We start from the raw sequence: 22,907 nt of genomic DNA, 5'->3' as shown, positions 1-22,907 counted from the left end.
GCTATACCACCTTTTCAATAAAGGGTACTTGGGGATCGCCTATTTCATAAATTAAAGTCTTGATTGATCCCATAAAATGGGCAATAGTCTCCTGGGTAATGGAATTATCCTTGATTCTACTGCCCTTTTTTTCCTTTAGGCCATATTTCAGGAGCCCGGAGCCTAAATTTTTAAATGAAATTATTCCCGCTTCCAAGGAAGCTATCGGTTTTATGTGGTCATACATAAGGGCATAACACAATAATTGAAAGGCTTTGCTGTAGTTGTAGTCCCTAATCACATCTTCCCAGTCTACAATTTCTACTTGGGAACTGGTTACACTTCCTGTTTTATAGTCGATTATTCTGATGACCCCATCTTTTTCATCGATCCGATCCAATTTCCCTTTTAGGACTACAGGAAAATCCAACCCAGGAACATGAATGTCCATGTGAAGTTTTTCTTCAATCCCTAATATCTTTATTTGATGTTGCCCCACTTCTGCCAATTCCAGATTTATAAAATTTTCCAGATACCTCACCACCACATTATATGCAATGAGGTTTTTTCCCCGGGAAATATCGCCATCGGCAAAGCTTTTTGCGAAGTGGCCTATAACAAGGGGCCTTACTTGCCTTTTCATTTCCTGAAGCACGGACTCCTCCAAAAAGGTATTTAAATACGGCTTATAGAGATCCTCCAAAGTATCGTGTACAATGGTTCCAAAGGTATTGTTGGCAACGGTTTCCTCCACCTCCAGGATATCGTCTATCCCCAAAAGGTTTCTCTTGTAAAAATCTATTGGATTCCTAATATAGTTGCTCAGGGAAGTAGGGGAAAATCCCTTTGAGGCATGTGCCCTGATCATTTCCATAAGTCCAGCATCCTTGGCTATGGTCTGTACCACCTTAATGGAAGGACTAATATCTGGTGCCGCTATGATCTCGTCGATATCCGGTAATTTATTTTCATCCGTTAGCATTTGGGTCAGCAACCTACTCTTCTCCCCTCCCTCTAGAACATCCGGTTCGGTATTGTACAACAAGTATACGTTTTTTGCCCTTTGCAATAACCGATAAAAATGATAGGTATAAATGGCATCCTTTTCCTTATAGGTAGGGAGTTTGTAGTATTTTTTAAGATCGAAGGGGATAAAGGAATTATTGGACTTCCCGGAAGGGAGTATTCCCTCGTTAACGGAAGTAAGAATTAAGGTTTCAAAATCGAGCACCCTACTTTCCAGCATTCCCATTATTTGCAATCCTTCCAAGGGTTCTCCTTGAAAATCCAAGGTTTCGTTCCTTATAATTTCCAAATAAAGGCTTTCCAAAGATTTAAGGTCATTGGCAAATGAATATTGTTCCACCTTATCCTGAAGCTGATTGAACAGGGAGTAAAACTTATATAAGTACTCCAATCCCAGGGCATCCTTGGACAGGGCAAACCTTTCCCTAAGAATTTGAATAATTTGATGACATTTACTTAAAAAAGTGGTTGCCGAGACCTCCTCGTTAAAAAAAAGCAAACATAGCAAATCTTCGCTTCCTTCCCCTAAAGACCTTAAATTGTCCGAGCTTATAAATGCCCAATTCTTTGTCCTGATAGCCTCACTTATCCGAGTGGCCTTATTTTGTTGGTCCTCGGTACATAAAAGCTGAATGTAAGGATGTGATAAAAAGTCCAACACCTCCTGAAAATACCAGCCTTGGGAATCCTTTCTTATATGTATGGAAAAATATTGCGAAAATAAACTGGCCAAGGGAGTATTCTTTAATGGATACCCCATTGTAATGTTCACCGCATCCAACTCGGAAGGGATAGAATTTAAAAGTGGGTTCAACAAAGTTTCATCGCCCAAAACTATTGCCGTATTCCTAAGGATAGTATTGTCCTCCTTATTTAGTTGTAATAAAAGGTTTCCTACGTACTTTGCTTGGGAAACGTTTTTTGGGACGCCTATTATTTTAATATTCTTATGGGATAAATAGTTGCTTTCCACTCCCTTTAGGGATTTCCCTTTTAGCCAGGGCCATGTATTTAAATGTTGTCTTAAAAAGTACCCTGCGTCATGAATGGGGTCCTCTACAAAATAGGTGTCCCCATCCCAAAAAATGTCCGCTTTGGTTTTGGCAAGTATCTCCTGAATAATGTATGATTCGGCCGTATTTAAGGCATTAAAACCAATGAATATGTGCGTCTTGCTCTTGTTAAAGTCCAAATAATCCTTCAACCGTTCACAGGCCGTACGATAAATTAGCCCCTGATGTCCTAAGTTTTTGGCTGTTAGCAAATTGTTGAAAGTGTTGTAGAGCGGTTCTAGATTATTCCAGAATTTAATATAATTCGATATTATCTCAGATTTTTCTTTCTGTAGAGACCAATGGTTTATTTCTTGAATATTGGCCAGATAGGAAAATATGTCTTTAGTATCTATTAGGTATCTATCTATTTCATTAAAATCCTGCAACAAGGTCTGTCCCCATTTGGAGAATGTGTAAAAGTTATCCTTTTCTCCATACTCCATGGACGCATACGCTTCATAAAGTATAAAAAGTTGTTCCATATTGGAAGCTGTCTGCAGCTTGGATATTTGCTCTACAAAGCTTTCAATACTGTATATTTTTGGTGAAAAAATGGTTTTATCGGCGGTATTGGCCAATGTTGTCCTTAAAATTGTTCCCGCCCTTTTACTGGGCAGTATTAAGATGAGGTCGTCCAGGGAGTTATGGGCCTCTAATAGATCATCAACTACCTGTTGGAGAAAACTTTTCAACTGATTCTGTTTTATATTAAGTTCATGGGCAGACTATCTAGCAATTGTTATTGAAGTGATTTAAACTTTTTCGAATTGGCTAAAAAATAGCCGTTTTTCGTCCTTTCGCCAACCGGCCCGTTCGCTAAAATAACCCTATGGGTTATTTTTATACGCTCCGTAGCCCAGCTATACAGCTCAAAAAAGCCTTCATATGGATCCAAACCCATCAATTTTCGCTTCAATCCAAAAAGTCTAAACCACTTCTACAAAAGCCCCACCATTTCCGCCTCTGCCAAGAGATTTCCCGTTTTTAGAGGGGCCCCTTTAGCAATATGGCTGCCCGCAATTATAGGGGTAATTTAATTATAAAAAACTGAACGAGGGCATACCCTTGAAAAATACAATTATTTACGGCCAAGGAATACATTTTTGAAATTTATCCAAGCTCATTTAAAACAGGGACAAAAAAAAGCCCCGCGATTGCGGGGCTCTTAATTATAGATTTAAAACGAATTGGAAATTACTTTACCAAGTTAATTTCAACCCTTCTGTTTTGAGTTCTACCACTAGCTGTATTGTTGGTAGCGATAGGCTTATCCTCACCGTAACCTACGGCAGATAACCTAAACTCTTCAATACCTTTTTCTACTAAGAAAGTTTTAACGGATAGTGCTCTTGACTCGGATAATTTTTGGTTCAAGGAGTTACTACCTACACTGTCAGTATGACCTTCTACGGTAAATTTAGCAGTAGGATACTCTTTAAGGATAGTGATAATATCGACCATTACAGAGGTAGACTCAGCTTTGATGGAAGATTTACCAGTATCGAACAAGATTGTTCTAGCGTATTCGTTCAATTGCTTCTGAACTTCTTCAGTAACTTCAGGACAACCTTGGTTAGCTACAGTTCCGGCAACATCTGGACACATATCATCCTTATCCAATACACCGTCACCATCTTTATCTTGGTAAGGACATCCTTTGTTGGCGGAAGGACCAGCTTCGTTAGGACAATCGTCATCCTTATCGGCAACACCGTCACCGTCAGCATCTGGACATCCGTTCAAAGCAGCAAGACCAGCCTCGTTGGGACAAGCATCATCCTTATCGGCAACACCGTCACCGTCAGCATCTGGACATCCGTTCATTTCTTTGGAACCAGCTTCGTTAGGACAAGCATCTTTGCTATCTTCGATACCATCACCGTCAGCATCTGGACATCCGTTGAAGATCTCCAAACCGGCAACCTCGGGACAGGCATCATCCTTGTCGTAGATTCCATCACCATCTGTGTCGGTTCCACCAAATTTGATGGCAATACCGGCCATATGTTGGAAATGTTTGGCCAAATAGTCTTCAAAAGCATGCTTGTAGCTAGACTGTAATGTAAGACCAATGTTCTCGGTAAACCAAATATTAAGACCAACACCACCATTTACGGTACCGGCACCAATTTCGTCTATCCAAGTATAACCACCACCAATTTCGATGAATGGGTCGATTACTGTATTTTGTAAGAAATTATATTTTATTGTACCATCAACTGCATAGTGCGACAAATCGTCAACGCTGGTATCCCCTAATTTGTCAATACGGTTCAATGAACCTCTTGCCCCAATTGAGAAGCCGCTACCTACGTACTTGGAAACTCCAACATAGGAAATAGATGGAAGTATGTTCCAGTGATCTGTTGCATTAAAGAATTCATTCCCAAAAGTGCTGTAATCTTCGGTAGGGTAAACGTCTATTGCGTTAGCTCCGAAACTTACTTGCCATGGATTATTCTCGTCTTGCGCTTGTACGTTGTTAAAACCTACAATAAGTAAGGCAACAACCAATAATTTGCTAAGATGTTTCATGTTCAATTTTTTAAGTTTAAGTGTTTATTAGCTGCAAATGTAAGTTGTTAAAAATTATTAACAAAATCATTCTTTCAATTTTTTTAACGTATTTCATAGCAAAAAAGACGCATTTGAACGATATTTGGTGACATTCCCCTCCTTGAAAAACTAGTTATTGCACCACCTAGACCCAAAAAGACGTTACCTATAAGGCCTTGTAGGCCACTTCTTGCACGGAACTCATCTTTAGTTGTCAAATTTAAGCGAACCCGCCCGATACGGTACGGGCGGGAATTAAGAATTATGTTTCCGGCCGAAGGTTTTTTCGTACCCAATACCTACGAAAAGACAAAATATGGCCTCCCCTAATCTTGGTTTTGTGCTTTGAAGATGAAGAACTTAATAATATCTAGATAAAATCTGGTGTGATATCCTCATTGATATAGACAATGATTTTGTTTTCAATTTCATATCCCATTGCTTCCAAGGCATCTGCATAGGAATAGATTTGCTCATGGTAGGCCGGATTCCTTTTCCCAGTCTTATAATCAATAATGGTTGCCCTTTTATCCTTAATGACCAACCTGTCCGGCCGAAGTACTTTTCCATTTTTGGTAAGGATGTCCTGTTCGTTCTTTATTAGGTTTCCCTTTTGAAAGTGGACGGATAATTTAGGATGGTCGGCAATGGCTTTTATCCTTTTCTTCATCCCTAGGAAATCGCCCTGCGAAATATCGCCGTTTCTAACAAGCTGGTCAATGGCGTTATCAATATCTTCATCGGTCTCAATTAGCCCCATCACATAATGGAGCAGATTTCCCTTGCTGAGCGCGGTTCCCCTCTGCGTGTCCCAAAGGGCGCCCGCTTTGGTCAGTATCCTAAATCCTGGTCGCGATTTATACGTATACAAATGGGTTATCTTTTCCTGTTGCCCCCCTTGCTGGAAGGGACCCACCTGCATTTCAAGATTCCCGAATCCATAACAGTTCTTGGTCTCTTCCCAAAGCTGCCTTTCCTTTAAATAGTGAATGAATAATCCGGAGTAGTAATTGGGCTTGTGCTCTCCCTTTAGGGTAAGATCTTTTTTGGAAATAACATAGAGTCCCTTAACGGCCCTGGTCAAGGCTACGTACAACAGATTAAAGGCATCCAATTCCAATTTATATTGTTCGGTGTTATAAATTTCTTCAGCAAGAGGGCCATAACCTACCACTTCCTGTTTCTTGTTGATTAAAATTTCCTCAAATCCCTTGAAGGAAATAGGATTTACCGGCAGCCATAGTTTGGCATCCCTTTCTTCATATATATAGGTATTGGCATAGGGGAAGATTACAATAGGAAACTCCAATCCCTTGGATTTATGTACGGTCATTATTTGAACGGCATCCACATTCTCCGGTGCAGTAATGCTTAAACTCTCCTTTTTCTTATCCCAGTAGGCCAAAAATGCCTGAGTGTTCGCCCCTTCCTTTTGTTCCACCTCCAAAACCACATCCAAGAAATAGGTGATATAGGCATCCGAGGTGTCTGCCATTCCGAACTTTTTTATGGCATACTCCAGGCCATCATAAACCGAAGATTGTCCAATAACATCCACATCAAAGCCGTAGTTCTCCATTAGTAGCCGGGAAACTTTATTCATATTGCCATGTATAAATGGATGCCTATTTTCAAGATTTCCAGAAAGGAAGCTCAGTATTTCATAACACCTTTCCATTTCCCTAGGCTGAAAGCTATAATGCAATAAATTAACCAGGAACCTTACCTTGGGGTTACTATTCAGCAACAATGTTTCCGATGAGATGATGGGGATATTGTTATGCATTAGAAAATCTGCCAACAGGATACCATGTTTCTTCTTACGGGTAAGGATACAAATATCCTTTAGGGAATACTTCTTTTGTAAAACCTCTTCCAAGATTTCCATTACCAAATTACAGTATTCCCCGTCTTCCTCATGGGATTCCTCGGCATCGATAAAGGAAAGTTGCACCAAGCCCCCTTTTTTATTGTTGTAGTTTTGACTATTGCCTTCCACAAACAACTTATTGTATACCGTATTCGCCAAAAAGGGACTAGTAACCGTAAAAAAATCGTTGTTAAATTTTATAACCTCCTCATGGCTCCTGTAATTTGCAGGAAGATTTGCCGTGTATGGTTGAAACACAAACGGATTTTCCTTAAGATCGATAAGGTTCAGGAACTGTTCCGCCTTGCCCCCCCGCCAACGATATATAGCCTGTTTGGCATCGCCTACCAAAAGCAGGGAACCTATATTTCCCTGATCGTCCTGGCTCTCCAAGGCATTCCCTATAAGAGGTATTAGGTTGTTCCATTGCATTTCGGAAGTGTCCTGAAATTCATCCACAAAATAATGGCGGTACTTTTCCCCGATACGTTCATAAATAAAAGGTGCCGGCTGATCTTTTATTTCTTTGGAAATAATACTATTGAAAGAGGAGATGGGCAAAAGATCCCGTTCCCGTTCCAAGGTCTTTATTTCATGTTGTATGGCACTGAGAACGGTAAGGGGCACTATATTGCTGTACCCGTTCCTAACCAAGGACAATGCACTATGGTGTTCCTTTATCCCATTGAACAGATCTATAAACCTAGGGTGTAGTCCGTCCAAGGTACCTTTAATTCCTTCGGGGCAGGACTTGGTGTACAAGGACTCGGTTTCAAAATTTTGTTTCCAGCCGGCATTGAAATCCATACTTAGATCTCCGGAAGCAATTTTGGCAATAAACTTTGGAAAGTAGCCGGATTTAAAATTATTGAATTCCAATTGGCTTTCCTCAATTATGGCAAGGATTTCGGTTGCCAAGGCCACTATCTTTGTTTCATGGGACTGTATTTGAAGCAGCAATTCCTTCTTCAAATCCAAAAAATCATCGATACCCTTGTCCTCCAGCTTTTTAAGATGGGGTGCCTGATTCTCATTGAACAATAAAATCCCGATCTTTTGTAGATCCAAAGAGATGTCCCAACTTTTGTCGCCGTCAATTTTTTCCAGGGCAAAGTCTATCAATACCTTGGTCAATTGCTTATCGGCACCCGCCTTATTGATCAGTTTGGCAATAGCCTCATCCAGTAGTAATTTGGTGTCCAATACCACCTCAAAATTTTGGGGCAATTTTAGATCCTTTGCAAAGGTCCTTATAAGCCTATGGGTAAATTTATCAATAGTGGAAACATCAAAAAATGCATAATTGTGCAAAATTTCCTTCAGCACTTTTTTGGATCTATTTCGCAGCGTTTTTGTATCGATTCCCAATTCTTGGGATATATCTGCCAACATGGAAGGAACATTAGTTTCATCGGATATTTTACCAAAGGCAAATAAACTGCCCAAAATTCGTTGCTTCATTTCGTTTACCGCTTTGTTGGTAAACGTAATGGCCAGAATACTGCGATAGTTCTTATTAAAATCCGAAGAAAGGATAATTTTTAAATACTCTTTTGCAAGTGTATAGGTCTTGCCAGACCCAGCAGAGGCATTATATATTTTGTAAGGGGCGTCCTGCACGGTATTTTAGCTGCAAAATAAGCAATATTAAAGAGTTCTTAACAAATAATTAGTTGAATTTATATCATAAAACCGTAATTTTGGGAAACAACATTTTTTAACATAAAAAACATAAACATTATGGCTTTTGAATTACCTAAATTACCTTATGCGTATGACGCTTTGGAACCACATATTGATGCCAGGACCATGGAAATACACCACACCAAGCATCACAATGGGTATACTACCAATTTAAATAACGCTATTGAAGGAACGGATTTGGCCAAGAAATCCATTCTGGATATTCTGACCAATCTGGACATGTCCAATGGCGCAGTAAGAAACAATGGAGGAGGGTTCTTTAACCACTCTTTGTTTTGGGAGATAATGTCTCCAAATGGAGGTGGAGCACCTTCTGGGGAGCTTGCCGATGCCATTAAATCGGCTTTTGGTTCTTTCGAATCCTTTAAGGATGCTTTTTCTAAAGCGGCAGCAACAAGATTCGGTTCTGGTTGGGCTTGGTTATGTGTGCATAAAGGAGGAAAACTGGAAATATGCTCCACTCCAAACCAGGACAATCCAATTATGCCCGGAACAGGATGTGACGGTTTCCCAATTTTGGGCTTGGACGTATGGGAGCATGCCTATTACCTAAATTATCAGAATAGAAGACCAGACTACATCAACGCATTTTTTAATGTAGTTAATTGGGATAAGGTAGCTGCTTCGTTCAAGGCAAACAAATAAGGGTTACTTTTAACTAGGACTTGGGAAATCCTTAACCAATAAGCAAAGGCTTCCATTGGCACTAGGGATTATTTTCGGATGCTTTTTAAAAGCAGTCCATGGATTTAGCAAAAACCCATCTTGAGTTACTAAAGTCCGCTCGTCAAAAATTTTTGACGTGCGGACTTTTTTGTGTCCAAAAAATAGAAAAGGGCGGAGTAGCCTCCACCCTTTTCGTCCCAAATCTTACCATAAACTTAACCTACTTATGCTATGGCGATACTAAAATACTGGTATTGTGAGAAATAACAAAAATAATTATGCCTTTTTATCTACGCTATTTTTTGATATTGGTCCACAATTATCGTTAAAAAAAGCTAAAACTAGGTTAAAATACTGATTTTCAGCAATAAAAAAGGCGGAGCTGAGCTCCGCCTTTTTTCCCCAAATCTTACCATGAACTTAACCTACTTATGCTATGGTCCCCCAAAAGTAAATTAAAAGCAGTGGCCTAAAAAAGGTTTTAGATAAACGCCCCAATTATAGGATGAAATACTTTTTGGAGTACCATTCTGATGAGAAAGTCCGGATCAATCTCAAAAGTTGTGTGTGAATTGGAAAAAGATAGAATTTGCCAGCCCAAAATCATCTTCTGTTCATTTTTTGCATCGCCCAAAAAACGCTAGCCTGATTTTAAATTTCTTTAAATCCACGCACTTTCCACAGCCGCACCGTCCAGACCGCTTTCACTTGGGTGAAATGCTCTTTGGACGCCTTCCATTGCCCAATGTGGAAACCACTTGATTTAAGACAAAATCGAAGATTCACGAAAACCTATAAAAAACCTGTCTGCCGAACAGGCAGGCAATAATAACCACTTGAGTAAATTGAAAATAGGCCTATCCTTGGATCCGTCAACCCTTGGCCGTTATGATATTCCTTTTGAAAATTGCCTTCATGGCCCGAGGTTGGGTCTATCTTCTTCCGTAGTGGAGATGTCATGGCCGTAAAGAATTATTGAAGCCTTGGAAATAATTTAGGCCATGGCATCGGTCCTTAAAATCCCGAGATTTTAGGGACCACCTAGTGAAGAAGGGTCTTTTCTTTTGTTTCGTTTTATTCATTGCCTGTCTATTTTATAATAAGGTACTCATGAACCTCCTGCGTCGGTTTCTTTGGACAAGCAAAGAAATCGAAGATTCACGAAAACCGTTAAAAAACAATAGAAACCAATTGAGTAAAATGAAAGAATAATTAGATCATAAGTTCCACTCCATTGTTCCTTCTAAAAAAAACACAAGAATTGTTCTTGATCCGAAAGTCCATGGATGAACCAAACTATGAAATGAAATACCTGCCGGAACGGAATTAAATTCCTTGGCAAGGACGGGGATGATAAATTAGCTGTAAGCGCTAATCTGTATGCAGTGAAATCCATTTTTGCCGACTCTAAACTGCAACTGCCAACTATTTATTTCCCGCCACTACAATAACGATCTCTCCCTTGGGGGGGTTGTCCGTGTAATGTTGCAAGACCTCCTGTACCGTACCCCTTATAGTCTCCTCATACATTTTGGACAACTCCCGCGAAACGGAAACCAATCTATCCGGACCAAAATAGGTTTGAAAATGGGTCAAGGTCTTGATCAATTTATGGGGCGATTCGTAAAATATAATGGTTCTGGTCTCTTCCGCCAATAAGGTCAATCTGGTTTGTCTCCCCTTTTTCACTGGCAGGAAGCCCTCGAAAACAAATTTATCATTTGGCAGACCGCTATTTACCAAAGCAGGTACAAAAGCGGTAGCCCCGGGTAGGCAGTCTACTTCTAAATTATTTTCTACACAGGCACGGGTAAGCAAAAACCCGGGATCGGAAATGGCCGGGGTTCCTGCATCGGAAATCAGTGCCACATTCTCCCCGGATTGCAAGCGCCTTACCACCCCTTCCACCGTTCTATGCTCGTTGTGCATATGGTGACTTTGCATGGGCGTATCAATGTTGTAATGCTGTAATAATTTTCCACTGGTACGGGTATCTTCCGCTAAAATAAGGTCTACCTCCTTTAACACCCGTATAGCGCGCAAAGTTATATCCTCTAAGTTACCAATAGGAGTAGGTACTATATATAGTTTCCCCATCTATTTTATTAAACACCGGCTATTTGTACCATGGCAGTTGGAAAGTGGCAAAATTAATAAAAACAAAAAGGATTATTTTCAATACTTTCCATTAAGTCTCCTTAGGCAAATTTGCGGGCAATTACATTCATAAATCTTTGTTCGTAATCGTCCTTTCCTTCCCAATTATTATAATCCGGTTTTACCATGTTCGTAATAAATGAAATAGACCTTTCTTCACTATCTATGGTACTTAATTGGGACAACACCCGGTTGTAATCTTCCATATTATTGTTGAACAGATGCTTTACAAAAGCCAACCGATCGTTTAAATCTACTTTCAATACCTTTTTTGTACTATTTTCTATCGATTGGGCCGTACCGACGGCTTTTACCGTTTTCACTTCCTTGGGCATAAATAGATCCTTGTCGTTTTTGATAAGATCCGGTTTGTTGGTAAACTGTGATAAAACCTCGTCTATGGTGGTGGCCCCAGGCATCTCGGACACCATATCCTTTATCGTATCTATACCTGGGATAATTATATCCTCTTCATGAGGATTGCTTTCCGGTACCGAAGAATTGGCGTTCAGCACGGAGTTGGCCATAGATTCAAATTTTGAGGCAATGGCATTTTTGGAAACATCTATCTCCACCTCATTCAATTTTTCCTCAATATATTTAAGAACTGCCAACTTTTCATATAATTCCCTGGCCGTTTTATATAGGGCCGAGTAATCGTTTAAATTTCTCGAAGTTATTATTTCGGTCGATAATTTTCTCAATTCCTCCTTTAGTCTCTTTTTCATACGTTTATATTTTTAAATTAGTTAGGAGCCCAATTGCAGCACCAATATAGCATTTCCTTGCAGGTAATAAATGGGTTGTTCAAGAACCAGTAAAAGATTACCAACTTTTACCAACATTATCACCGGAAGGATTATTTTTTTAATAATTTTATGCCTCCTAAATAAAAAACGGAAAACAAATTACTTTCGTCTAAAATTACAAAATGTTTCTCGAAAATACTGTTAACCCTAAGGAACAATTCGGTTGGATCGAAGTAATCTGCGGTTCCATGTTCTCTGGCAAGACCGAGGAACTGATCCGAAGGTTGAAAAGAGCCAAATTTGCCAAGCAAAAAGTAGAAATTTTCAAGCCTATGGTAGATAAAAGATACCACGAGGAAATGGTAGTCTCCCACGATGCCAATGAAATTAGGTCTACACCTGTTCCGGCAGCTGCCAATATTCGGCTTTTGGCGGATGACTGTGATGTGGTAGGAATCGATGAGGCCCAATTCTTCGATGACGAAATTGTTACCGTATGCAATGATCTGGCCAACAAGGGTATCCGAGTGGTGGTGGCAGGATTGGACATGGATTTCAAGGGCAATCCTTTTGGGCCAATGCCGGCTTTGATGGCCACAGCCGAATACGTCACAAAAGTTCATGCGGTTTGTACCCGAACAGGCAACCTTGCCAATTATAGTTTTAGAAAGGCCAACAACAATAAATTGGTCTTTCTGGGAGAAACGGAAGAATATGAACCCCTAAGTAGGGCCGCATACTACAAAGCTATGTTAAAAGAAAAAGTAAACGCTATAGAAGTTACATCCGAGGAGGTATTACCTCCCCAAAAAAAATGGAATGACTAAGGTTGGAGAAACCGTTCTGGAAATAGACCTTGGGGCGCTGGAACACAATTATCATTATTTAAGATCCAAAATTGATCCCAAAACCAAATTTCTTGGAGTAGTAAAAGCTTTCGCCTATGGAAGCGATTCCATTGCCATTGCCAAGAAATTGGAATCCCTAGGTGCGGATTATTTGGCAGTGGCCTATACTTCGGAAGGGGTGGCCTTAAGGGATGCAGGTATTGAATTGCCCGTCTTGATACTGCACCCCCAAGAGGTAAGTTTTGCCAAGATGATAGAAAAATACCTGGAGCCCAGCCTATATTCGCCCACTATTTTAACCTCCTTTATAAAAATGGCCAAAGAACGGGGACAAAAAGATTACCCCGTTCATTTAAAATTCAACACCGGTCTCAACCGGTTGGGGTTTGGGGAAAGGGATTTGGATTTTATTGTAGCATCCCTGGAAGGGGTAGATGCTATAAAAATAAGCTCCCTATTTTCTCATTTGGCCGCTTCAGAGGATATGAACGAAAAGGATTTTACGATTTCGCAGATCGGGCAATTCGAAAAAATAAGTTTGGATATCATCTCCAAATTAAAATACCTCCCCAATAGGCATATATTGAATACCTCTGGAATAATCAATTATCCAAAGGCACAGTATGATATGGTAAGAAGCGGCATTGGTCTTTATGGCTATGGCAACGAAGCCGCAGAAGATGAAAGATTAATTCCTGTCGCCACCCTTAAAACAATTATATCACAGATCCACAAGATAGCGCCCCGTGAAAGCGTGGGTTATAACAGGGCCTTTATTTCCAATACCGATAAGGTAACCGCAACACTGCCTTTGGGCCATGCGGACGGCATTGGCCGACAATATAGTAACCGTATTGGGCAGGTATACATACACGGAAATCCGGCCCCGATTATTGGCAATGTTTGTATGGATATGATTATGGTAGATATCACAGGAATTGATTGTAAGGAAGGTGACGAGGTCATTGTTTTTGGCAAGGAACATAGTGCCGAAGTTCTTGCCTCTTCCGCCAAGACCATTACCTATGAGCTGCTCACCGGAATTTCGCAACGGGTTAAAAGAAAATATATTGAATAAAAAATTTCAAGAAATTTTTTATTCAACCTCACCCGGAACTGCCCGAAAAGGCAGTTCCAACCCTGCCTACGGGCAAAGGCAGGCCCATCCGAAAGGCTCGTAAGGGCTTTGGAGAATTGTTTAGGTTAAAATTTTAAAAGAATAATTGGCCCCAAGCCATTACCTCTATTTAAAGGATAAATCCGTTATTCTTTTTAATTTAACGTTTTGTTAAGATGTCTATTTGAATTAAATTGCAGTTGTATTAACCCAATAAAACACTAATTATGCTTAAAGAATTTAAGAATTTTATTATGACCGGCAATGTCATTGATTTGGCGGTCGCCGTTTTAATGGCCGGCGCTGCAGGCTTGGTCGTCAGTGGATTTGTCAACGATATCATGATGCCGATTGTGGGATATTTTACCGGTGGAGTGGATTTCTCCGATATGCAGATCGTGCTTTCAGAGGCAATTGTAGCCGCAGACGGAACGGTGGAAAAACCTGCCAGTGCCATCCGTTATGGGGCGTGGATAAATACTCTCATTAACTTAATTATTGTTGGGTTTGTTTTGTTCGTTATAGTTAAAGCGTACAACAAAACTAAAAAACCGAAGGAAGCAGCTCCCGAAACCCCAAAAGGTCCAAGTCAAGAAGAGCTTTTGACCCAGATCAGGGATTTGTTAAAGAAATAATTTTTTAAAACATAATGTACTTTGTTTTAAAAGCAAAGTACCACACCGCTACACTACCAACTAACCAACAAAAACCGTCAGCTAGGATGCGCTATCCAAGTTGACGGTTCTTTTTTATAATAATGTTATTTTTGTAACAATTTGTTATATTTTTAATATATTCTATTGTATGTATTGTTTAGTACCCTATAATCAGTACATTTGCCAACTGAAATTTTAAATTGATCATAATGAAAGTAGCTGTAGTTGGTGCAACGGGAATGGTAGGGGAGGTAATGCTAAAAGTATTGGCAGAACGTAACTTTCCTGTAACCGAATTATTGGTAGTGGCCTCGGAAAGATCTGTAGGCAAAAAATTGAGTTTCCAAGGCAGGGAATATACCCTGATCGGATTGGAAACTGCGGTTGCCGCCAAACCGGACATTGCCATTTTTTCGGCCGGAGGGGATACTTCCCTGGAATGGGCACCAAAATTTGCTGCTGTTGGCACTACGGTCATAGACAATTCTTCGGCTTGGCGTATGGACCCTACCAAAAAATTGGTGGTTCCCGAAATAAACGCCTCGGAGCTGACCAAAGAGGACAAGATTATAGCCAACCCCAACTGTTCCACCATACAGATGGTATTGGCCCTATCTTCCCTGCATAGGAAATACAAAATGAAAAGGGTGGTCGTCTCCACCTACCAATCGGTTTCCGGAACAGGGGTAAAAGCCGTTCAGCAGTTGGAAAACGAAATTGCAGGAATACAGGGAGAAATGGCATATCCTTATCCCATAGGAAAAAATGCATTGCCCCATTGCGATGTATTCTTGGAAAATGGATATACCAAAGAAGAAATGAAATTGGCCAAAGAGCCTCAAAAAATATTCGGCGACAATTCCTTCTCGGTAACGGCAACAGCGGTTCGTATCCCTACATCCGGAGGGCATTCCGAGTCCGTAAATGTGGAATTTGAAAATGATTTTGATCTTTCAGAGGTTAGAAGGTTGTTGAGCGAAACCCCAGGAATCGTTGTACAGGACAATACGGATACCAATACCTACCCTATGCCGATATATGCCCACGGTAAGGACGATGTATTTGTAGGACGCATTAGAAGGGACGAAACACAGCCCAACACCTTGAACATGTGGATCGTTGCGGACAATTTAAGGAAGGGAGCAGCTACCAATGCAGTGCAAATTGCCGAATATTTGGTACAAAACCAATTGGTATAGACCACACTTTCTAATTTATAAGCCGATAATAAGGCAGAAAAAGATGTTAAAACCTTTGTAAGCTCCATTTGCAAAGGTTTTTTTTATGCTAATTTTGGTTTAAGATTATAGAGGAATGAAACAATTAATATTTATCCCCCTGGCCACCATACTAATGTTGGCCTGTGAGACCCCCAAAAAAAAAGATACCCTAATTTTGAATTATCCAAACACAAAAAAAGTTGATTCCGTAGACACTTATTTCGGAATAAAAATACAAGATCCGTTCCGTTGGTTGGAAGATGACCGAAGCCCAGAAACCGAAAATTGGGTAAAGCAACAAAATGAGACAACCTTTAAATACTTGGAGAAAATTCCATATAGAAAAGAGCTAAAAAAACGTTTGGAACAATTGTGGGATTTTGAAAAGTTAGGGTCTCCGTTCAAAGAAGGAGAATATACCTATTTTTTTAAGAACGATGGCTTGCAAAATCAGAATGTACTGTACCGTAAAAAAGGGGATGAAACACAGGCGGAAGTATTTTTGGATCCCAATTCGTTTTCGGATGACGCCACCACTTCGTTGGCCGGTATAAATTTTTCTAGGGATGGCTCCATTGCAGCCTATGCCATATCCGAAGGTGGAAGCGATTGGCGAAAAGTAATCGTAATCAATGCCGAAAATAGGTCGATCGTTGAGGATACGCTGGTAGACATAAAATTTAGTGGTATTTCCTGGAAGGGGAACGAAGGTTTCTTCTACTCCAGTTATGACAAACCTGAAGGAAGCGAACTATCTGCCAAAACCGATCAACATAAACTTTACTATCACCAACTGGGCACTCCCCAAGATAGCGATGAAGTAGTATTTGGCAGTATTCCATCGGAAAAACATAGGTATGTTGGGGGCCATGTCACCGAAGACGACAGATATCTTATTATTTCGGCCGCTGTTTCTACTTCCGGGAACAAATTATTCATAAAAGACCTGACCCAGCCGGACGGTAAATTGATGACTATATTGGATTCCACTGAAAGTGATAGCCAAGTCATAGACAATGTGGGTTCCAAACTATTCCTATTGACCAATAGAAATGCCCCCAACAAAAAAGTGGTGACCGTGGATGCCGAAAATCCTACTCCCAAAAATTGGAAAGATCTGATTCCAGAAACAGAAAACGTACTTTCCGTGGGTACCGGTGGAGGTTATTTCTTTGCTGAATACATGGTAGACGCCATTTCCAAGGTGTATCAATATGACAACGACGGCAAAATGATACGCGAAATAGTACTTCCAGGACCCGGAAGTGCCGGTGGCTTTGGTGGAAAAAAGAAGGAAACGGAGCTTTATTTTACTTTCACCAATTACAATACCCCGGAATCTATTTATAAATTGGATTTAAAAACAGGGGAGTACACCGTTTATTGGAAACCGGAAATAGATTTTGTTCCGGAAGATTTCGTCTCCGCACAGGTCTTTTATACTTCCAAGGACGGAACCAGAATCCCAATGATGGTTACCCATAAAAAGGGTTTACAGTTAAACGGTCAAAATCCGACTATTTTATATGGCTATGGAGGTTTTAATATAAGCCTTACACCTACTTTTAGCATTATAAATGCAGTGTGGTTGGAGCAAGGTGGCATTTACGCAGTACCCAACCTTAGAGGAGGTGGGGAATATGGCAAACAATGGCATGACGCTGGTACCAAAACCCAAAAACAGAATGTCTTTGACGATTTTATAGCCGCCGCCGAATACTTAATATCCGAAAAATATACCTCTTCGGACTATCTGGCCATAAAGGGAGCCAGCAATGGTGGACTCCTGGTTGGTGCCACCATGACCCAAAGGCCGGATTTAATGAAGGTAGCCCTGCCCGCCGTAGGCGTACTGGATATGCTCCGGTACCATACCTTTACCGCCGGTGCCGGTTGGGCCTATGATTATGGAACTGCAGAAGACAATTCGGAAATGTTCCATTACCTCAGGGGCTATTCCCCTGTGCACAATGTTCAGGAAGGAGTGCAATATCCGGCCACCTTGATCACTACTGGCGATCATGACGACAGGGTGGTGCCGGCGCACAGTTTTAAGTTCGCCGCCGAACTTCAGGATAAGCAGACAGGGCGCAACCCCACTTTAATACGTATAGAAGTAAATGCCGGCCATGGTGCCGGAACTCCTGTGAGCAAAACCATTGCGCAGCATGTGGATATTTTCGGATTTACCCTCTTCAATATGGGCTTTAAAGAGCTCCCTAACAAGGGAGTATTAAAAGACTTTAAGGAATAGAACAGTACATGACAAAAACCGATTAGAACATAAAAAATGCGTCATTGCGAACAAAGTGAAGCAATCTGCCCAATGGGCAATAGATCGCTTCGTACCTCGCGATGACGAAAAACTATTTTTGTTATGTACAAAAAAGGAATAGTTTAAAAAAAATCGATAATTTTGTTCTAAAGTCCGTTTCCTTTAGAGATGGACTTTTTTTATCCCTCTAGTGTCTAGTCAATGCTACTGTGTCGTTTAAGTCACTGTTATTTTTTATCTGGTCAAGGCAAAAAAATGTTGCATAACCGTAGCTACAGAACTGTTTTTTAACGAAGACCAGGTGAAAAGGAACAAGACTTGGGATGGCTAAAGTAGGGTTGATTGGACACAAAGTATATATTTAGTTTTAGCCCATGTTACAAGTCAATTCCCTTTCGTTCGCTTATGATAAAACTCCGGTACTAACGGATATCAACTTTAAGGTAGACAGGGGGGAACATATTTCAATTGTAGGGGAAAGCGGTTGTGGGAAAAGTACTTTGCTCAAAATTATTTACGGCCTTTTACAACCCCAGCAAGGCACCCTATTTTGGGGAGAAAAACAGGTGATGGGTCCAGATTTTAACCTGGTCCCGGGCGAATCCTACATGAAATATCTTTCCCAGGATTTTGATTTGATGCCTTTCACCACTGTGGCCGAAAACGTAAGTCAATTTCTATCGGTTTTCTATCCTGAGGAATTACAGGCGAGAACCATGGAGTTGTTGGAAATGATAGATATGGTGTCTTTTGCCGGGACTAAGGTAAAGCACCTAAGCGGAGGGCAACAACAAAGGGTTGCCCTGGCCAGGGTTCTGGCACAAAAACCGGAATTACTTTTATTAGATGAGCCCTTCGGACATATAGACAATTTTAGAAAGAATCAACTGAGAAGAAATCTCTTTGACTATTCAAGGAAGGAGGGTATCAGCTGTATCACCGCTACCCATGACCACCAGGACATTTTGCCCTATGCCAATAGGATCATTGTTCTAAGGGAAAAGTCGATAGTGGCCAATACCGGTACAAGGGAACTGTACAACCACCCAAAAAATATGTATACCGCCACTATGTTCGGGGAGGCCAATCTAATCCCCATAAACCTAATAAAATCGTATGGGGATTTGGAACGAGAAATCATTGTATATGCCCATGAATTTAGGGTTTCGAACAAAAAAGGAATCCCGGTTACGGTAGAAAAATGTTACTTTATGGGGAGTCATTTTTTGGTGGAAGCCATGTCCGTGGAGCAATTAATAAGGTTCCACTCCGAGGAAGCGCTAACCCCTGGTAAAGAGGTATTTCTCAATATTGCGCTGGAAACCATAAGCCAACGTCTTAAACCGTAACACACCATTGAACAGGGAAGGTATTATACAGGAACTAAAATTTAAAGCGGTACGCAGTAGTGGCGCTGGGGGACAGCATGTAAACAAGGTGTCCTCCAAAGTTGAACTGACCTTTGATCTGGAAAACTCCATGGCCTTGACCGACCTGGAAAAAAATCGACTTCTCAAAAAATTGTCCTCCAAATTAAGCAAGGAAAACGTTCTTTTAATGCAGTGCGAGGAAACCCGGAGTCAGCACAAAAACAAAGAACTCGCTATTAAAAAACTCCTCGAAACCCTAGAAGCCAATTTGGTGGTACCAAAAAGAAGAAGAAAGACCAAACCCACCAGATCGGCCATTGAAAAGCGGTTAAAAAGCAAAAAAAAGGCTGCCCTTAAAAAATTGAACAGGGGTAAACCCAAGTTGGATTAATCCCTTTTAATTACCTATTCCAAACTATCAAGATCTATCCTGCCATTCAATTCCAAATTATTATTACTAAGATTTGGGCGTATCTAGCTAAATACCAGAATTACTCTATTTTCAATATTATAATTTTCCTAGTGTTAAAAACAACTATATCACCCACAACTTTTCCCAAAAGCAATTTCCCTATGGGAGTATTGGGCGCAATGGCAAAATAGGGCACTCCATCTATCTTCAATTCCCCGGCACTGACCCCCATATAATAAATTTGCATGTCTGTATACACCACACTTCCCAATCCCACTTTTGAAGAACCCGTTTTAAGGGGTATCTTTTTAAACAGCTCCTGAAGTAGCTGTACTTCGGCAAGCTGATGGCCCAATTTTTCGCGCTCCAACTGGATCATCGCCCTTCCGGTTTCATGCTTGTCCCCTGCACTACTTTTGGTCTCGGCCGTCAAAGCTTCTTGAAGGGAATCGATATTGCTATTAATGCGCACGAACCTGTTCTCTACAAATGATTTACAAAATTCATTTAATTGTTGTTTTACCGATGCCTCCATCCGGAATGTATTGTTTTTAAATTATTAGAACTTCAGCTCTATTGATACTATATATCTACTTCACCAAATTAGCCAATTCCTTCCCTACCGAACTACCTATGGCAATGCCCATACCCCCCAATCTTAGACCGCAATACACATTATTGGCCAATTGCTTTATTATAGGTTTCTTCTGATTTCCCATCCCCATAATGCCACTCCATCTTAGGTCTATTTCGAATGGGGTATTCGGTAAAATATGGGTCCACATTAGCTCCTCCAGCTTATCCTGAATCAAAGCGGTCTCCCCAAAGGTGCTGGTTTCCTCTCCCTTAAAATCCAGATTTCTCCCACCTCCCAACAAAATTCTGCTATCAATGTTCCTAAAATAATAATAGCCTTCATCCATGTGAAAAGTACCCTTTATGGAAAGATTGTAGATGGGTTTGGTGATCAAAACCTGAGCCCGGGCCGGTTTTACCGTTTCGCCAATAAATTGGGAGGCAAAGCCATTGGTGGCAATGAACAGTTTGTTGGTCTTAAATTCAAATTGATCGGTCTTTACAATAACATGATCCAAATTCTCTTGGTAGCTATCAACACCAACCGCATTCAGGATACTTACCCCGCTTTTCTGCACCTTGGCCAGTAGGGTTTGCATCATTTTACCAGTATCTATCTGGCCTTCGAAAGGATTGGTTATATAATTTTCCTTAACCCCTTTAAAATTAAAACTATTGGGATGTACTTTAAAGGGGTCTGTCCCGAACACCGGGTGCAATAAAGAATTTATCTGATCCAAATTCTCAAGACATTGACCATATAGGTCTTCCTGTTCCTTTAGAAAAACCTCATGCCCCCCGTGGTTTTGATAATCCATTGGTTTATCCCCCAGCGTCTCCCTAAGCAATTGTATCCCTTCCCACCGCTTTTGTACCAATTGAAGGACTTCTTCCTCGGAATGCTTTTTTAGGTCGGACAAAACCTCTGAAATACTGCCAAAACAGCTGAATCCGGCATTTTTGGTACTGGCCCCTTGTGGGAGTTGGCCTCTTTCCAAAATCAATATTTTTGCCTTGGGATATTGTTTTTTTAAATACAGGGCACAATTTAACCCCACAATTCCACTGCCCACTATAGTATAGTCAATGTTGGACAACCAGGTCTTATATTCCCAATAGCTTAGGTTCATAGTGGTCCTTTGGGTTATGAAGTGTTTTTAATAAAGAATTCTGGAATAAAGTTATTAATGATCATCCAACAATCCTTAGCACTAAAAAAGCGGATTAAACTGATGGTTCATCACCAATTTACTCCGCTTTTTTCAATAAATATTAAAATAATCCGATTATTCCACTGGTTGTGGTGCCATTACAAAGTCTTCCATAAACTTGGTTGTATAATTCCCGGCCAAGTAATCCGGGTGGTCCATAAGCTGTCTGTGAAAGGGAATGGTGGTCTTGATCCCTTCTATAACAAACTCATCCAAAGCGCGCTTCATTTTATTGATGGCTTCTTCCCTGGTTTGGGCCGTGGTAATAAGCTTTGCAATCATGGAATCATAATTGGGCGGAATAGTATATCCGCTGTAAACATGGGTATCCAGCCTAATTCCGTGCCCCCCAGGGGTATGCAAGGTGGTAATCTTTCCCGGAGAGGGCCTAAATCCGTTATACGGGTCTTCGGCATTTATCCTACATTCAATGGAGTGCAGCTTTGGAAGATAATTTTTTCCCGAGATCGGCACCCCACCGGCAACCAAAATTTGTTCCCTAATAAGGTCATAATCTATTACCTGTTCTGTTATGGGGTGTTCTACCTGTATCCTGGTATTCATTTCCATAAAATAGAAATTGCGGTGTTTGTCCACTAGGAATTCTATGGTACCCGCTCCTTCATATTTTATATATTCCGCTGCTTTTACAGCCGCTTTCCCCATATCGTCCCTCAACTTATCGGTCATGAAGGGTGAAGGGGTTTCTTCGGTTAATTTTTGATGGCGACGTTGAATAGAGCAATCCCTTTCCGAAAGGTGACATGCCTTACCATACTGGTCGCCTACTATCTGGATTTCTATATGACGTGGTTCCTCTATCAACTTTTCCATATACATGCCTCCATTTCCAAAGGCTGCTGTGGCTTCCTTTACCGCACTGTTGAAAAGATCTTCCATCTTATCTTCGGACATTACGGCACGCATCCCCTTACCGCCACCTCCCGCAGTAGCTTTGATCATCACCGGATATCCCATTTTTTTGGCCACTTTTTTGGCATCCTCCACATCTTTCAATAAACCCTCTGATCCCGGTACACAGGGTACCCCGGCCTTTTTCATGGTCTCTTTGGCAGTGGCCTTATCCCCCATCTTATCTATATGTTCGCCTGTGGCCCCGATAAATTTTATCTCGTGCTCGGCACATATTCTGGAGAACTTGGAATTTTCGGAAAGAAAACCATATCCTGGATGTATGGCATCGGCATTGGTAATTTCGGCCGCTGCTATAATATTGGGTATTTTTAGATAAGACTCGCTACTTGGGGCAGGACCTATGCAAACGGCTTCGTCCGCAAAACGTACATGTAGGCTTTCCTCATCCGCTTTAGAATATACCGCCACCGTTTTTATACCCATTTCCTTACAGGTCCTAATAATACGCAGCGCTATTTCCCCCCTATTTGCAATAAGTATTTTTTTAAACATCTTTTGAAATTTTAAATTGTGTCTCCTAAATT

Annotated in this window: 16 protein-coding genes; 8 read left to right on the top strand and 8 right to left on the bottom strand. The window is 40.8% G+C overall.

Features of this window, described 5'->3' with window-relative positions:
- Position 1: 1 nt before the first annotated feature.
- From D0S24_RS18030 to D0S24_RS18020, 3 genes are all read right to left on the bottom strand, one after another.
- A complete protein-coding gene (locus D0S24_RS18030) occupies positions 2 to 2,752 on the bottom strand; it encodes a PD-(D/E)XK nuclease family protein (protein WP_117021217.1) in 2,751 nt (916 codons plus the stop codon).
- A gap of 502 nt (positions 2,753 to 3,254) precedes the next feature.
- The gene (locus tag D0S24_RS18025) at positions 3,255 to 4,595 is read right to left on the bottom strand and encodes an OmpA family protein (RefSeq protein ID WP_117021216.1); all 1,341 of its coding nucleotides are present in this window, start codon (positions 4,593 to 4,595) and stop codon (positions 3,255 to 3,257) included.
- A gap of 391 nt (positions 4,596 to 4,986) precedes the next feature.
- The gene (locus tag D0S24_RS18020; protein ID WP_117021215.1) at positions 4,987 to 8,106 is read right to left on the bottom strand and encodes an exodeoxyribonuclease V subunit beta; all 3,120 of its coding nucleotides are present in this window, start codon (positions 8,104 to 8,106) and stop codon (positions 4,987 to 4,989) included.
- Between the two features lie 120 nt (positions 8,107 to 8,226).
- On the opposite strand from D0S24_RS18020, the gene D0S24_RS18015 reads away from it, so the two are divergent.
- Positions 8,227 to 8,835, top strand: a complete 609-nt coding sequence (locus tag D0S24_RS18015) for a superoxide dismutase (RefSeq protein WP_117021214.1) — start codon at positions 8,227 to 8,229, stop codon at positions 8,833 to 8,835.
- A gap of 1,446 nt (positions 8,836 to 10,281) precedes the next feature.
- Here the strand turns inward: D0S24_RS18015 and rsmI are convergent.
- Both rsmI and D0S24_RS18005 read right to left on the bottom strand, forming a co-directional pair.
- Positions 10,282 to 10,953: a 16S rRNA (cytidine(1402)-2'-O)-methyltransferase gene (gene rsmI, locus D0S24_RS18010; protein ID WP_117021213.1), complete on the bottom strand. Its 672-nt coding sequence runs from the start codon at positions 10,951 to 10,953 to the stop codon at positions 10,282 to 10,284.
- A gap of 101 nt (positions 10,954 to 11,054) precedes the next feature.
- Complete coding sequence (locus D0S24_RS18005; protein WP_117021212.1) at positions 11,055 to 11,741, bottom strand: hypothetical protein; 687 nt, start codon at positions 11,739 to 11,741, stop codon at positions 11,055 to 11,057.
- Positions 11,742 to 11,944: 203 nt separating this feature from the next.
- Between D0S24_RS18005 and D0S24_RS18000 the strand changes: the two genes are divergently transcribed.
- The 7 genes from D0S24_RS18000 (at position 11,945) to arfB (ending at position 19,639) form a co-directional block, all read left to right on the top strand.
- The gene (locus tag D0S24_RS18000; protein ID WP_117021211.1) at positions 11,945 to 12,589 is read left to right on the top strand and encodes a thymidine kinase; all 645 of its coding nucleotides are present in this window, start codon (positions 11,945 to 11,947) and stop codon (positions 12,587 to 12,589) included.
- Positions 12,582 to 13,688: an alanine racemase gene (gene alr, locus D0S24_RS17995; RefSeq protein ID WP_117021210.1), complete on the top strand. Its 1,107-nt coding sequence runs from the start codon at positions 12,582 to 12,584 to the stop codon at positions 13,686 to 13,688. The genes D0S24_RS18000 and alr overlap by 8 nt, the downstream gene beginning before the upstream one ends.
- A gap of 266 nt (positions 13,689 to 13,954) precedes the next feature.
- Complete coding sequence (gene mscL, locus D0S24_RS17990) at positions 13,955 to 14,362, top strand: large conductance mechanosensitive channel protein MscL (RefSeq protein WP_117021209.1); 408 nt, start codon at positions 13,955 to 13,957, stop codon at positions 14,360 to 14,362.
- Positions 14,363 to 14,592: 230 nt separating this feature from the next.
- Positions 14,593 to 15,582 carry an aspartate-semialdehyde dehydrogenase gene (locus D0S24_RS17985; protein ID WP_117021208.1) on the top strand — a complete coding sequence of 330 codons (990 nt, stop codon included), beginning with the start codon at positions 14,593 to 14,595 and terminating at the stop codon, positions 15,580 to 15,582.
- 115 nt (positions 15,583 to 15,697) lie between these two features.
- Complete coding sequence (locus D0S24_RS17980; protein WP_117021207.1) at positions 15,698 to 17,857, top strand: prolyl oligopeptidase family protein; 2,160 nt, start codon at positions 15,698 to 15,700, stop codon at positions 17,855 to 17,857.
- A 395-nt stretch (positions 17,858 to 18,252) separates the two neighbouring features.
- Positions 18,253 to 19,227: an ABC transporter ATP-binding protein gene (locus tag D0S24_RS17975; protein ID WP_117021206.1), complete on the top strand. Its 975-nt coding sequence runs from the start codon at positions 18,253 to 18,255 to the stop codon at positions 19,225 to 19,227.
- A gap of 7 nt (positions 19,228 to 19,234) precedes the next feature.
- Positions 19,235 to 19,639, top strand: a complete 405-nt coding sequence (arfB, locus tag D0S24_RS17970; RefSeq protein WP_117021205.1) for an alternative ribosome rescue aminoacyl-tRNA hydrolase ArfB — start codon at positions 19,235 to 19,237, stop codon at positions 19,637 to 19,639.
- A gap of 100 nt (positions 19,640 to 19,739) precedes the next feature.
- On the opposite strand, the gene D0S24_RS17965 is transcribed toward arfB, so the two are convergent.
- From D0S24_RS17965 to accC, 3 genes are all read right to left on the bottom strand, one after another.
- Positions 19,740 to 20,195, bottom strand: a complete 456-nt coding sequence (locus tag D0S24_RS17965) for a 3-oxoacyl-ACP synthase (protein ID WP_117021204.1) — start codon at positions 20,193 to 20,195, stop codon at positions 19,740 to 19,742.
- 55 nt (positions 20,196 to 20,250) lie between these two features.
- A complete protein-coding gene (locus D0S24_RS17960) occupies positions 20,251 to 21,366 on the bottom strand; it encodes an FAD-binding oxidoreductase (RefSeq protein WP_117021203.1) in 1,116 nt (371 codons plus the stop codon).
- A gap of 156 nt (positions 21,367 to 21,522) precedes the next feature.
- Complete coding sequence (gene accC / locus D0S24_RS17955; protein ID WP_117021202.1) at positions 21,523 to 22,875, bottom strand: acetyl-CoA carboxylase biotin carboxylase subunit; 1,353 nt, start codon at positions 22,873 to 22,875, stop codon at positions 21,523 to 21,525.
- Positions 22,876 to 22,907: the final 32 nt, after the last annotated feature.

Origin of the sequence: Arenibacter sp. P308M17, assembly GCF_003426735.1 — a bacterium.
Taxonomy (GTDB): Bacteria; Bacteroidota; Bacteroidia; order Flavobacteriales; family Flavobacteriaceae; genus Arenibacter.
Note: the sequence above shows the minus strand (reverse complement) of the source record. Positions and strands in the feature narration are given on the sequence as shown.

Excerpts from the sequence above, each read along its gene's own strand:
- D0S24_RS18025 (WP_117021216.1), bottom strand. The coding sequence starts at position 4,595 with ATGAAACATCTTAGCAAATTATTGGTTGTTGCCTTACTTATTGTAGGT.
- D0S24_RS18015 (WP_117021214.1), top strand. The coding sequence starts at position 8,227 with ATGGCTTTTGAATTACCTAAATTACCTTATGCGTATGACGCTTTGGAA.
- rsmI (WP_117021213.1), bottom strand. The coding sequence starts at position 10,953 with ATGGGGAAACTATATATAGTACCTACTCCTATTGGTAACTTAGAGGAT.
- D0S24_RS18005 (WP_117021212.1), bottom strand. The coding sequence starts at position 11,741 with ATGAAAAAGAGACTAAAGGAGGAATTGAGAAAATTATCGACCGAAATA.
- D0S24_RS18000 (WP_117021211.1), top strand. The coding sequence starts at position 11,945 with ATGTTTCTCGAAAATACTGTTAACCCTAAGGAACAATTCGGTTGGATC.
- alr (WP_117021210.1), top strand. The coding sequence starts at position 12,582 with ATGACTAAGGTTGGAGAAACCGTTCTGGAAATAGACCTTGGGGCGCTG.
- mscL (WP_117021209.1), top strand. The coding sequence starts at position 13,955 with ATGCTTAAAGAATTTAAGAATTTTATTATGACCGGCAATGTCATTGAT.
- D0S24_RS17985 (WP_117021208.1), top strand. The coding sequence starts at position 14,593 with ATGAAAGTAGCTGTAGTTGGTGCAACGGGAATGGTAGGGGAGGTAATG.
- D0S24_RS17980 (WP_117021207.1), top strand. The coding sequence starts at position 15,698 with ATGAAACAATTAATATTTATCCCCCTGGCCACCATACTAATGTTGGCC.
- D0S24_RS17975 (WP_117021206.1), top strand. The coding sequence starts at position 18,253 with ATGTTACAAGTCAATTCCCTTTCGTTCGCTTATGATAAAACTCCGGTA.
- D0S24_RS17965 (WP_117021204.1), bottom strand. The coding sequence starts at position 20,195 with ATGGAGGCATCGGTAAAACAACAATTAAATGAATTTTGTAAATCATTT.
- D0S24_RS17960 (WP_117021203.1), bottom strand. The coding sequence starts at position 21,366 with ATGAACCTAAGCTATTGGGAATATAAGACCTGGTTGTCCAACATTGAC.
- accC (WP_117021202.1), bottom strand. The coding sequence starts at position 22,875 with ATGTTTAAAAAAATACTTATTGCAAATAGGGGGGAAATAGCGCTGCGT.